The organism is Nibribacter ruber (assembly GCF_009913235.1).
Classification (GTDB): domain Bacteria; phylum Bacteroidota; class Bacteroidia; order Cytophagales; family Hymenobacteraceae; genus Nibribacter; species Nibribacter ruber.
In genome coordinates this window covers 804,088-815,747 of sequence record NZ_CP047897.1, presented here as the reverse complement: position 1 = coordinate 815,747, position 11,660 = coordinate 804,088, and the positions used below count along the sequence as shown (strand labels likewise).

Here is an 11,660-nt window from a genome sequence, read left to right as displayed (position 1 = left end):
TGCCAGAGAAGGAGGTTATTAATTTCAACCTTTTCTCAGGCTCTATCTTCCAATACCTAGTATTTATACGGATGAGCCCTCTCAGGCAAAAAAAAAAGGAGAGCCATATAGACTCTCCTTTTTTACTTGTGAAAACGGGTTTACACGTTAAACCTGAAGTGCATGATGTCACCGTCCTGCACCACGTATTCTTTGCCTTCTACAGACATTTTACCGGCCTCTTTGATTTTGGCTTCAGACTTGTACTCTACATAATCTGGCAATTTGATCACTTCTGCCCTAATAAAACCTTTCTCAAAGTCTGTGTGAATAACCCCAGCTGCTTGCGGGGCTTTCCAGCCTTTTTGAATAGTCCAGGCGCGTACTTCCTTCACGCCGGCGGTAAAGTAAGTGATTAGGTTGAGCAGAGAATAAGACGCTCTTATGAGGCGGTTCAAGCCAGATTCCGTTAAGCCATACTCGCCCAGGAACATTTCTTTCTCCTCGGCGTCTGTAAAGTCGGCTATCTGCTCTTCTATGGCGGCAGAGATTACTACCACCTCGGCGTTCTCTTCGGCCACGTGGGCTTTTAGAGCATCCAGGAATTTATTGCCCGTTTGAATGGAGGCCTCGTCTACGTTTGCTACGTAGATGACCGGCTTGATGGTCAAAAGCTTCAAGTCTTCTACCGCATCCAGGTCTTCTTCAGAAACGTCCAGAGAACGGGCGTTCTTGCCGCTTTCCAAATGCTGCTTGAAGCGTTGCAAAGACGCAAACTCTTTTTTGGCGGCGGCATCACCAGACTTGGCGGTACGCTCTACCTTGGCAATCTTCTTGTCAATTGACTCTAGGTCTTTCAGCTGAAGCTCCGTGTCAATCACGTCTTTGTCAAACACCGGGTCTACGCCGCCGGCTACGTGCACAATGTTAGGATCATCAAAACAACGCACCACATGAATGACAGCGTCTACCTCTCTAATGTTAGCCAGGAATTTGTTGCCCAAGCCTTCGCCTTTGCTGGCACCTTTCACCAGGCCGGCAATGTCTACAAACTCCATGACGGTAGGCAGCACGCGCTCTGGGTGCACCAGGCCTTCCAGAATCTGGAGGCGCTCATCTGGCACGGTGATCACGCCCACGTTGGGCTCAATGGTGCAGAAAGGATAATTGGCAGATTCTGCTTTGGCGTTTGACAAGGCATTGAACAGCGTAGACTTACCCACGTTTGGTAAACCCACTATTCCACAACGAAGTCCCATATATAAAAGGAGTTGGTAAAAGTTCTGAAGAAAATACTCAAGTGCCAGAGGCCACCTAATACGAAAGTGAACGCCTCTAAGCGGCCGCAAATATACGCATTCTGCCGGGATTGTTTAGGGAGATAAATGTGGCGTTTTTAGCCTCTTTTCTGAGAAATAGCCAAAAAACGAGGAGTGACTTTCCCAATGAATCATTCCTTTACCCGTGACATGAATTTTCAATGCTAACCATAGAAACTAAGTAGCAAGCAGAATTTAGGGGAAATAGGAGGCAGAATGCCGTGGCCAATGTTTATCTGGCTACGTTAAAAATAGGAAGGTGCATACAAGCAACCTAACCAATGGAGACCAGAAACCATTTTTAAAAACGGGGCAAACCCGAAAAGCCAGAAGAGTAGGACATAAAACGTACCATTATGCCAAAGTATGTGATTGAAAGAGAAATTCCGGGAGCGGGTAAATTTACTGCTGACCAACTGAAAAGCATTTCGCAAACCTCCTGTGGCGTCTTGAACAAAATGGGGCCTCAAATACAGTGGGTACAGAGTTTTGTGACCGGCGACAAAATTTATTGCACCTACATTGCGCCTAATGAAACAATGGTGCGCGAACACGCCAAACAAGGAGGGTTTCCGGCAAACGCAGTGAATGAGGTGGTGGCCGTCATAGACCCTACCACCGCAGAATAAGAGGGATAGGTTTTCTATTTGGGGCTTTGAGGCGGGAGAACAACCGCTATGCTAAAAGTTAGTATGAAAGCGACATTCCAGGTTAAAAACCTTGTACTACCTTAGAATGTATTTTTAAGCGTATTTCAAGGCTGTACTTATCCTGTAGAGATCAGCTTATTATAAGTATATACGCCTTCTATTAGGTATGGCCTCTCTTTCCCAAACAGAGAGCTGGTATTATTTTGACCTTGGCCAAAAGCTTAAAGGCATCCGTTTTTGGGGTATTTCCCAGAAAACAGCCTAAAAACGAAACCTTCGGGCATAAAAAAAGCTCACGCGAGGCATGAGCTTGGGGTGAAGGAAGGGGAGGTTATTCCCACTTTAGATCTTCATCCACCGTGACGTTTTCTGGGGCTTGTTCCATGCGTTCCAGATCGGCCAGTGCCTCTTCAGACAACAATTCGCCTTTCACGTGGTCAATGGTGTCTTGCAGCGCCTCTACAAACTTGACAAAGTCTTCTTTATATAAGAAAATCTTGTGCTTTTCATAAGAGTAGTTCTCATCTTTGAACTTACGCTTGCTCTCCGTGATAGTCAGGTAATAATCATTGGAGCGGGTTGACTTCACATCAAAGAAATAGGTGCGCTTTCCTGCTCTTACTCGCTGCGAGTAGATTTCCGCTTTGTCGTTGTTCTCTTCCACCATAACTTGAAGGGTTCCTTGTTAGTATTTGTTGGAGCCAATTTAAAGGAAGAGTTCCACTTTAAAAAATTTTAAAGATGAAATTTAATAGGTAAATTCGAATGTACTAATATTCCCGAGGGATAGACAGACCAGTTGAAAAAGCTACTCTTCCTTTTCCTGTGCCTGGCTCCATTGTGGGCCATCGGCGACAAGCCCTTCCAGCAATGGGGCAAGGCCACTTTCTACGCCAGCCACTATGAGGGCAGACCCACCACCAGCGGTGAGAAATATGACCCGGCGCTGCCCACGGCCGCCCATGCCTACCTTCCTCTACACAGTTACGTAAAGGTACATAACCTGAGCAACGGCCAGACGGTGGTGGTCAAGATCAATGACCGCATGAGCCGCAAGTCCAGGTTTGTGATTGACTTGTCTAAATCTGCCGCGCAAGACCTTCAGATCATTGGGGCGGGGAGCGCGCAGGTCAAGATCACGGGCCTGAGCAAAGAAGCCGCCCTGGCGTACTGGGAGAAGGAGAAAACCGCACATGAGCAGGATAAAAGTTGACCTGGATGACGTACGCGACCTGCAGAACCTGGAGTTTCTGGCCAAAAAAATGGTGGAGGGCTTCATTACGGGGCTGCACAAATCTCCCTATCATGGTTTCTCCGTGGAGTTCTCTGAGCACCGCCTCTACAACCCCGGTGAAAGCACAAGGCACATAGACTGGAAGGTCTTCGCGCGCACTGAAAAACTCTTTGTAAAGCGCTACGAGGAAGAAACCAACCTTCGCTGTCAATTGCTACTGGACGTGTCTGGCTCCATGTATTACCCCACCAACAACTATGGCAAGCTGTCTTATGGCGTACTGGCGGCGGCGGCCCTGGCTACGCTCCTGCAAAAACAGCGAGATGCCGTAGGCCTCACCACCTTCTCAGACCAGATTGAGCACCAAACAGCCATCAGGTCTACCGGGGCGCATCTGCACACGCTGCTGCTCACCCTGCAACAGCAACTGCAAAAGCCAGCCCCGCCACAAAAGCAGACCAAAGTAGCCAGCATGCTGCACCAGATTGCCCAGACGCTGCCCAAACGGTCCCTGGTCATACTGTTCACCGACATGTTGAGCCAGTACGAGCAATTGGAGGAGATTTTCACCGCCTTGCAGCATTTGCGCCACCAGCAGCACGAAGTCTTGATTTTTCACATCACCCACGCCGAAACCGAGGAGGAGTTCAACTTCCCCAACCGCCCTTACACTTTTGTGGGCCTGGAAACCGGCGACCGCATAAAAGTTCAACCCGCCGAAGTCCGCGCTGCCTACGTACACGCCATGCAGCAGTTCAAGAAAGAGCTGGCCCTGCGCTGCGGACAGCACCGCATTGACCTGATTTCCGTGGATTTAAAAGACCCTATGGACAAAGTCTTATACGCCTACCTGGTCAAACGCCAGAAAGTGCGCTAATCCACTATTCGTTTTTGGGCTGTTTTCTGGAAAACAGCCCAAAAACGAATAGTGGATTAGGAATTCAGATTTAGGAATTAAGAATTAAAATCTCCGCTTTTCATCCGTACCTCCGTTTTGAAGACTCGCGACTCAAGACTCAGAACTCGCGACTCACAAAGGTTTATTATTGAGGGACTGCCATAGGTAGCGGCAGGCTAAGGTTCTGTTGGGGCGCCAGAGTTCGGCTTGGGCTTGCATCTTCTGCTTGGCTTCTTTGTGGGTTTCCTGCCAACCATAGAGGCGTTTCATGGCGTTGTAGATTCCCAGGTCATCCACGGCCATCACGTCTAGGCGCTGCAGCGCGAACATCAGAATCATCTCTGCTGACCATCTTCCAATGCCTTTAATGGCTACCAGGCGCTGAATTAGTTTCTCATCGGGGAGGTGGGCGATGTCTGCGTCTTCCAGTAGGCCGTCTAGTTTTTGCTGAGCCACGCTGCGCACGTAATTCACTTTTTGGCCAGACAAGCCCACGCCGCGCAATTCTTCTGTAGAAGCCGCCAAGACCAATTCTGGTTTTGGGTTGTTTTCCGGAAATAAGGCCAAAAACCGTTGCTTGATGGTAGCCGCCGCCTTCACAGACAACTGCTGGGAGATGATGGAACTGAGCAGCGAGTCATAGATGGGCTGCCGCTCCTGCGTGAGTTCAATGGCCGGGTCCTGCTCTACTAACTGCTGCAACAAAGGGTCTTTGGGGAAAAGGGGAGTAGCCATGCGCGTTAGATTTTGCCTCTTTTTTTGTCTCTGTAATACGCCAAAGCCGTACCGAGCAATCCACCTACCAAGGCACCCACTAACAAGAAATTCCACTTCTTGGGTCCGTGCGGTTTGGCCTGGGGCGTAAACGGCACAACCACCTGCACATGATGGAAGTCTTCTAACTGGCGTTGCAGAGCTTCTTTCTTTCTATACAGGTTCAGACCCTCGCTGAACAGACCCTCTGGTTGCACGGCGCCTTGCGAACGGCCGGTGGCCAGCACGGCCAGTTTTACGCTGTCCAGTTGCCGGATGTCGCGATTGATTCTTTCTATGAACGCCTGAATGCGCTCCTCGCTGGATATCTTGTATTGCTGGTAAAACGCATTCTCCTCCACGTACCGCACCAGGGCCGTTTCCAGCGTGTCAAAATAAACAGGGTCTTTGACGGTGACGCTAAACACCATCGGCTGCGCCCGTATGCCCAGGGAGTCGTACTGGTTGGTAAGGTTGGTGGGAGGGAGTTCAATGCTGCCAATGCTGGAAACCTGACTGGCGGCGGCGGCGGAGATGTGTAATTTTTTGGCCAGGTACTCGGGGCTCTGATCCTCAATATCCGCGGAGAGGCGCTCCAAGAGAACGGTAGATACCATAGGGTCCAGAGGACCAGTGGTCACCACCATTTCAGAAATGTAATAAGGCGGCCGTGACTTGTATTCATAATAGGCCAGGCCCAAAGCAAGAGCCAGGCAGACCAGAACCAACGGCAGGTTCCGGAAGACGGCTTGAAGGAGCCTGCCTATAAAACGGCCCATGCCCTTTAACAGCGAGAAGATGTCAATGTATTCACCAGAATCTGGGGTGGGAGAATAATTCGTGCTCATACGGGCGTTGGGATAGACGGGCTAAAAATAGTCATTTTATATGAACCCGCTTTGTCGCGTTTTAGTAGTTTTGTGCTTTCTGATAAAAGAACAATCCACCTCTTTCCTATTCGTTTGAAGCGCTTTCTCCCCGTACGTGTGCAAGGGTTGCTGTTAAACCAGACCAGAAAGCGGCTGATTCAGAATTTTCTGTCTTTGTCTGTCTTGCAGGGCCTCAACTACCTGTTGCCTTTGCTGGTCATGCCCGTTCTGATGCAGGCGCTGGGAGTGGCTACCTTCGGATTGCTGAGTTATGCCCAGGCGTTTATCCAGTACTTCATCATTGTGATTGACTATGGGTTTGACCTGTCAGGTACGCAGCAGATTGCCCGCCACCGCGAGGAACCCGCTCAACTCCGCACCATCGTTACGCACATTCTGGCCCTCAAACTTATCTTTTTCATTGGGAGTTTTCTGGTGTTGTGGGGATTGGTGACCTGGGTGCCGGTGTTCATGGAGAACAGACAACTGTTTTTGGTGGCTTTTGGCGTGGCGCTAGGGCAACTGTTCATGCCGGTCTGGTTTTTTCAGGGCATGGAGCGGATGAAATACGTGACCATTGTGCATTTGATTTCCAAAGCCATTTACGCTAGCCTTATTCTGCTGCTGGTGCGCCAACCTGAGGATATTTTGTGGGTACCCGTGTTGCAGGCCCTTGGAATTTTGGTAGCCGGCGGCGTGAGCCTAGGGCTTCTCTGGAAGGAGTTTGGCATTAGGCCCACGGCTGTGACCTGGCAGGGGTTGCGCTACCAACTGGGGCAGGGCTGGTTTGTGTTTGTCTCTAACGTTTCTATTAGTGCCTATACCATTTCCAATACCTTCTTTCTGGGTTTGCTGGCCGGGCCGGTGGCGGCGGGTTATTATTCTGGAGCAGAGAAGATAGTGCGGGCCGTGCAAGGCTTGTTTATTCCGGTGTCACAGACCTTGTTCCCTTATTTGAGCAAGCTGATGCATACTTCAAAGGAGCGGATGGTAGAGGTGCTGCGCCAACTTACCCGCTGGACGTTTCTGGGCGCGGCTTGTGCCTCTGTGGCCATTGCCGTGATGGCGCCTTTGCTGGTGCGCTGGGTGATGGGAGAGGAGTTTCTGCCGGTGGTTCCAGTGCTACGGCTTATGGCAGGATTGCCCTTGCTGGTGTGTTTGAGCAATGTTTTTGGCATCCAGGCCATGCTGAATTTGGGCTACCGAAAGCAATTCTTCTTTATTCTCTGCACGGGCAGCCTCCTCAATATCTGCTCGGTTCCCTTTGTGGCAGGCCGTTTTGAATACACCGGGGTAGCCATTCTGCTCATGGCCACCGAAGGCCTGGTTACGCTGCTTATGTTTGCCTACCTGTACAAGAAGGGCATCAAATTGATTTAAATCTTATATCTCCTGCTGATTTAACCTTGCTGTTTTCAAAGGCAGGTCGTTTTTGGCCTCTTTTCCCGAAAACAAGCCAAAAACGTTTCTCTTTTCAGGTATGGTCATAGGTGTATTGCTATTGTTTATTGTCTCTCTTGAAATTTCTCCTGAGGCAGGGCGTTAACTTCTTATGCTCCTCTTTCAGACATAGAATGACAGAAAGTAGAAGATACAATAGTGTTTACACCCAGAATTCCTCATTTTTGCCATGTTCATTACGTAGACTGTTAAAAACTGCTCTAGGCAAAAAGGCAGGCCAAACCTAGTAAAAAGTAATTTTCTGATTTGGTATTCAATGGATTAACATATATATTATTGAATATTCTAACCAAAATCCCCTACGCCAGTATATCGTTTTAAACGCCCTGAATGAAGACCATTGCCATAGTTGTAACTTACAACCGTCTAGAACTGCTGAAACGCTGTGTCCAGTCTCTAAAAGACCAAACCATGGCCTTGGACGCTATTCTGGTGGTAAACAATGGATCTACAGACGGTACGGCCGCGTGGCTTCAGGAACAGTCGGGCCTTCTGGTGCTCACGCAGGAAAACCTGGGCGGGGCCGGAGGCTTCTACCACGGCATGCAGAAAAGCCTGGAACTTGGCTATGACTGGAGCTGGTGCATGGATGATGACTGCGTGGTAGCGCCCGCCGCCTTCGCAGAACTCTTCAAACACCTTAAGCAACCCCAGAATATTTACGGCAGCATAGCCATCAGTGAGACCAACCACGGAAAGTTAGCCTGGTTTACCAAAGTGAAAATGGGCAGTGCCTGGGTCACCACCAATGAAGTCTCTTGCCTGCAACAGGAAATAGTAGAAACCACCAGCATTCCTTTTCTAGGATTTTGCATTCATAAAAATACGCTACAGCAGATTGGCCTGCCCTTGAAGGAAATTTTCATTTGGGGAGATGACGCAGAAATGTGTCTTAGGGCCCGGGTGAAATATAACCTGCATCTGTATTATGTGTCTGGCAGTAAGATTTATCATCCTCAGACGCAGTATGTGCCCATTCAAATGCTGGGCAAGTGCATGATGGCCGTACAGGCATCGCCGTTGAAAAGGCTCTATGAGTACCGCAACAATGTGTACCTGCTCAAGCAACATTCCACTACCGGCGAGTTTTATCTGAAGGCCCTGCCTAAGCTCCTTTTTAGGTTAGTCGTGCAGAATTTGCTCATTGACAAAGACACCAGCTGGACCGGCTGGAAGAAGCAGTTGAAGGCGGTACGCGAAGGGTTGGGAGCCAAACTGGGCCAGATTCATTTGGAGTAAAACATGGAGCAATCATTACAGTCGGGACTGGATGTTTCTAATAGAAAGGTTCTAATGGCGGTTTTGGGTTTGTTTTTTCTACTTCTGAACCTGCAGATGCTCAGCATTACCGGTTGGATGACCCTGCAGGATGAATATCAGCAAAAGTCCATTGACACCATCAAGGTGTACCACGTAGGCTCTCTGCTTTTCCTGTTTTTCTTCGTGACCAACAAAGGCGCCTGGTTTCCCAGACTTCCGCGCTATGTCTACCATTTCTTTTTGTGGGTGTTTGTTTCCAGCCTGGCCTTGTACGCCGTCTATGGCTTTGACAGCATGATCATCAACTATGTGTTTGCTTTTTACTGCCTCCTCATTGGCGGCCTGGTGGGAAGCTGGCTGTCCAGAGAGGAGATTCTTTGGGTGTTCAGGAAAGTATCTTGGGTGGTGTTTCTCATTGTGGCGGCCAAGATGGTGTATTATCAGGAGGAAATCATCCGGTTTTTGAAAGCGCCCATCGGGCACCCTAACATTGAAACCCTTTTTGGCGGCGGCGTGAATTTGGAGGCTTCCTGGATGGCTTTCCACCTGGCATTTTTTGTGAAGAGCCCTAAGCGTCACTTTTACCTGCTGCTGGTATTTATCTTGTTGCTTAGTGTTTTATATGCCTCCCGGGTGGGGGTGATTCTGACCTTGCTGGTGGTAGGACTTCGGTTTCTATCTGCAGTGCCCAGCCAATTAGAGCGCCGGAACCTGATCACAGGTTTAGTCTTGGTGGGGGTGCTGGTTTTAATCAGTGTGGATTTAGGGCAGGTGTCACAAAAAGTGTATGGCCTAAAGCGCTTCTCTGATTTCGGGTCTTCAGAAGATGCAGGTATGTCTGGCCGGAAAGCCATGTGGGAACAGTTTCCGGAGGCCATGGCGCAGAGTCATTACCTGGGCTACGGCGCCGGCAATGCCATGCTGGGCCTGGAAAAAGTAAGCGGTCTTGATTTCTCTGAGGAAAACGTGCACAATTACTACCTGCAGGTCATGCTGGAGTTTGGGTTGCTGGGGTTGCCGCTGTACCTGATCATCGTGTTCCAGTTGCTCAAAAGAATTCACTGGACCCAGCTGTCAGATTCGTTGGCCATCATTCTGCTGTGTTATTTCATCAGTTCCCTTGTTCAATTCAGAGGCGCCGAGAGTTTGATCTGGCTGTACATTGGAATTTTCTTTGTGCAGATGAAAGACAAGCCCTTGCCTGGGCCCCTTAGTACCGCTAGTTTCCTCGCATGAAAGTAGAGATTGCCGTTGTCATTCCCTGTCTGAATAACCTTAAAGGCCTCCAAACCTCCATTGCCAGCGTCCAGTCCCGCCATGCTACGGCGGTGGTAGTGATTGATGACGGCAGCAAGCCGCCTTTTCAAGAAGCCCAGTTGACGCTTTTCCTGAAGGAGAATATAGCCTTGTACTTACTCACCAATGAGCAGAATTTAGGAATTGAACGGTCCTTGAACAAAGGATTACAGTTTGCCAAAGAGGAATTGGGCTGCACGTACATTGCCCGGTTAGACGCCGGCGACACCTGCCATCCAGACCGACTTTCCATCCAGGCAGATTTCCTGGCTCAGCACCCAGACGTTTACCTGGTAGGCTCCTGGGTAGACATGGTAGACCTACAGCAACAGCCTTTGTTCACTTTTACGGCACCTGCTCAACATGAGAAGATTGCCTCCCAGATGTACATCAACAACTGCTTTCTGCACCCCTCAGTGATGTTCAAAACGGCGGCCATAGATAAGATTGGCTATTATTCCTTGAATTATCCGGCTGCCGAAGACTATGAGTATTTCTTTAGGTTTGTGAAGACGTTTAAAGTGGCTATTCTGGAACAAGTACTGCTGGTATGCGAGCATCACCCGAAGGGTATCTCCATGACCAAACGCAAGGTGCAGATCAAGAGCCGCAACAAGGTAATTCTCCATTATTTCAACTATAGCCTGCCGGCGTTTATAGGGCTAGTGAAAAATTGCGTATTTTTAATGCTGCCTTACAGTTGGATAACCTGGGCGAAGAAAAAACTCTATTAAATGCGCATTGTTCATATTGCCGAGACGCTGGGAAGTGGCCTGTTGGAATACGTGATTCAGATAACCCGCCATTTGCCAGAAGATGAGCACCTTGTCATAGTGGGGAACGCCTTGGAAGGCAAACGCGCCACGGCTCCAGTCTTGCAGCAATTCAAAGCCCAGTTTCCTTTTTCTAATGTGCAGCTGTTCCAGTGGGAAGAAGTGCAACGCGAAGTGAAACCGCTCAGTGACCTGAAAAGTGTCTGGAGCCTTAGGCGCTTGCTCAACTCCCTTGAGCCTTTTGACGTGGTGCACCTGCATTCTTCCAAGGCAGGTTTTATAGGCAGATTGCTGTTCTTTCTTACTAAGCGCAAAGAAAAAATCTTCTACACTCCCAACGGAGCCCCTTTCCTGAGGCTAGACGTGAGCCTGGGCAAGCGGAAGTTCTTCGCACAATTGGAGCGTTTCGCGCATTCTCTGGCCGGTGACATTGTATGCTGCTCCAAGTCTGAATACGAGGCGTATGTGCAGCAGGGTATGCAGCCAGTGGGCTATATCAACAACGGCACCGAGACCTCTACCATTTTACCTTCCAATGGCCAGGGAAAGAAAATTAAAGTCTGCACCACCGGTCGTCTCTCTAACCAGAAGAACCCCGCGCTGTTCAACCAAATTGCTCAGGCTTTTGTAGGAAACCCAGCCATTGAGTTTGTGTGGATTGGGGAGGGTGAACTACGATCCGCCATAACCAGCCCCAACATTATAGTGACCGGTTGGTTAACCAAGGATCAGGTACGGGAAGAATTGCTGTCTAGCCAGGTATACCTTTCAACGGCGCTTTGGGAGGGACTTCCGTTTGCCGTCTTGGAAGCCATGAGCTGTGGCAAAGCCTTGTTATTAAAAAAGGCAGTGGGCAACGTAGACCTGGTGGAGGAAGGCCAAAACGGCAGCCTTTTTGATACGGCAGAACAAGCAGTCTCTTTGCTCAATCATTGGATGGAAAACCCTGATAGAATTCACCAGATGGGAGAGGCCTCGCTTAGACTCTGCGATCAAAGGTTCAACGCCCGGAACAACTTCTCCAAAATGAGAGAATTGTACCAAGGCAACCTGCAGGTGGTAGAGAAATAATCTCTTATATCAGCCGCCTGCCTGAGACTGACTTTGCTAAAACTTTACCGGCAGCGGCTTATTTATTCCAAAATTCACAAAGCGCTTATTAATAGGA

At 49.2% G+C, this 11,660-nt stretch carries 12 protein-coding genes; 8 read left to right on the top strand and 4 right to left on the bottom strand.

Features of this window, described 5'->3' with window-relative positions; all coding sequences use genetic code 11:
* Window positions 1-140 precede the first annotated feature (140 nt).
* Window positions 141-1,238 carry a redox-regulated ATPase YchF gene (gene ychF / locus GU926_RS03525; protein WP_160689070.1) on the bottom strand — a complete coding sequence of 366 codons (1,098 nt, stop codon included), beginning with the start codon at window positions 1,236-1,238 and terminating at the stop codon, window positions 141-143.
* 416 nt (window positions 1,239-1,654) lie between these two features.
* Here ychF and GU926_RS03520 point away from each other — a divergent pair, with 416 nt between their 5' ends.
* A complete protein-coding gene (locus tag GU926_RS03520; protein WP_160689068.1) occupies window positions 1,655-1,927 on the top strand; it encodes a DUF4242 domain-containing protein in 273 nt (90 codons plus the stop codon).
* A 352-nt stretch (window positions 1,928-2,279) separates the two neighbouring features.
* Here GU926_RS03520 and GU926_RS03515 read toward each other — a convergent pair whose 3' ends face one another.
* Window positions 2,280-2,612: a DUF3276 family protein gene (locus GU926_RS03515; protein ID WP_160694572.1), complete on the bottom strand. Its 333-nt coding sequence runs from the start codon at window positions 2,610-2,612 to the stop codon at window positions 2,280-2,282.
* A gap of 135 nt (window positions 2,613-2,747) precedes the next feature.
* Here GU926_RS03515 and GU926_RS03510 point away from each other — a divergent pair, with 135 nt between their 5' ends.
* Together GU926_RS03510 and GU926_RS03505 are read left to right on the top strand one after the other, a co-directional pair.
* On the top strand, window positions 2,748-3,161 hold the full coding sequence (locus GU926_RS03510) for a septal ring lytic transglycosylase RlpA family protein (protein ID WP_160689066.1): 414 nt from the start codon (window positions 2,748-2,750) through the stop codon (window positions 3,159-3,161).
* Window positions 3,142-4,059, top strand: a complete 918-nt coding sequence (locus GU926_RS03505) for a DUF58 domain-containing protein (RefSeq protein ID WP_160689064.1) — start codon at window positions 3,142-3,144, stop codon at window positions 4,057-4,059. The genes GU926_RS03510 and GU926_RS03505 overlap by 20 nt, the downstream gene beginning before the upstream one ends.
* A 153-nt stretch (window positions 4,060-4,212) precedes the next feature.
* Here GU926_RS03505 and GU926_RS03500 read toward each other — a convergent pair whose 3' ends face one another.
* The gene (locus GU926_RS03500; RefSeq protein ID WP_160689062.1) at window positions 4,213-4,815 is read right to left on the bottom strand and encodes a DNA-3-methyladenine glycosylase family protein; all 603 of its coding nucleotides are present in this window, start codon (window positions 4,813-4,815) and stop codon (window positions 4,213-4,215) included.
* Between the two features lie 5 nt (window positions 4,816-4,820).
* Entirely contained in the window at window positions 4,821-5,681 is an 861-nt protein-coding gene (locus GU926_RS03495; protein WP_160689060.1) for a hypothetical protein, read from the bottom strand.
* Window positions 5,682-5,795: 114 nt separating this feature from the next.
* Here GU926_RS03495 and GU926_RS03490 point away from each other — a divergent pair, with 114 nt between their 5' ends.
* From GU926_RS03490 to GU926_RS03470, 5 genes are all read left to right on the top strand, one after another.
* Window positions 5,796-7,082 (top strand): flippase, encoded by a 1,287-nt coding sequence (locus GU926_RS03490; RefSeq protein ID WP_160689058.1) that lies wholly within the window; start codon window positions 5,796-5,798, stop codon window positions 7,080-7,082.
* A 411-nt stretch (window positions 7,083-7,493) separates the two neighbouring features.
* Window positions 7,494-8,402 carry a glycosyltransferase family 2 protein gene (locus GU926_RS03485; RefSeq protein WP_160689056.1) on the top strand — a complete coding sequence of 303 codons (909 nt, stop codon included), beginning with the start codon at window positions 7,494-7,496 and terminating at the stop codon, window positions 8,400-8,402.
* Window positions 8,403-8,405: 3 nt separating this feature from the next.
* Window positions 8,406-9,659 carry an O-antigen ligase family protein gene (locus GU926_RS03480; protein WP_160689054.1) on the top strand — a complete coding sequence of 418 codons (1,254 nt, stop codon included), beginning with the start codon at window positions 8,406-8,408 and terminating at the stop codon, window positions 9,657-9,659.
* Window positions 9,656-10,453, top strand: coding sequence for a glycosyltransferase (locus GU926_RS03475; protein ID WP_160689052.1), 798 nt, complete (start codon window positions 9,656-9,658; stop codon window positions 10,451-10,453). The genes GU926_RS03480 and GU926_RS03475 overlap by 4 nt, the downstream gene beginning before the upstream one ends.
* Window positions 10,454-11,563 (top strand): glycosyltransferase, encoded by a 1,110-nt coding sequence (locus tag GU926_RS03470; RefSeq protein WP_160689050.1) that lies wholly within the window; start codon window positions 10,454-10,456, stop codon window positions 11,561-11,563.
* Window positions 11,564-11,660: the final 97 nt, after the last annotated feature.

Excerpts from the sequence above, each read along its gene's own strand:
- ychF (WP_160689070.1), bottom strand. The coding sequence starts at position 1,238 with ATGGGACTTCGTTGTGGAATAGTGGGTTTACCAAACGTGGGTAAGTCT.
- GU926_RS03520 (WP_160689068.1), top strand. The coding sequence starts at position 1,655 with ATGCCAAAGTATGTGATTGAAAGAGAAATTCCGGGAGCGGGTAAATTT.
- GU926_RS03505 (WP_160689064.1), top strand. The coding sequence starts at position 3,142 with ATGAGCAGGATAAAAGTTGACCTGGATGACGTACGCGACCTGCAGAAC.
- GU926_RS03500 (WP_160689062.1), bottom strand. The coding sequence starts at position 4,815 with ATGGCTACTCCCCTTTTCCCCAAAGACCCTTTGTTGCAGCAGTTAGTA.
- GU926_RS03495 (WP_160689060.1), bottom strand. The coding sequence starts at position 5,681 with ATGAGCACGAATTATTCTCCCACCCCAGATTCTGGTGAATACATTGAC.
- GU926_RS03485 (WP_160689056.1), top strand. The coding sequence starts at position 7,494 with ATGAAGACCATTGCCATAGTTGTAACTTACAACCGTCTAGAACTGCTG.
- GU926_RS03480 (WP_160689054.1), top strand. The coding sequence starts at position 8,406 with ATGGAGCAATCATTACAGTCGGGACTGGATGTTTCTAATAGAAAGGTT.
- GU926_RS03475 (WP_160689052.1), top strand. The coding sequence starts at position 9,656 with ATGAAAGTAGAGATTGCCGTTGTCATTCCCTGTCTGAATAACCTTAAA.
- GU926_RS03470 (WP_160689050.1), top strand. The coding sequence starts at position 10,454 with ATGCGCATTGTTCATATTGCCGAGACGCTGGGAAGTGGCCTGTTGGAA.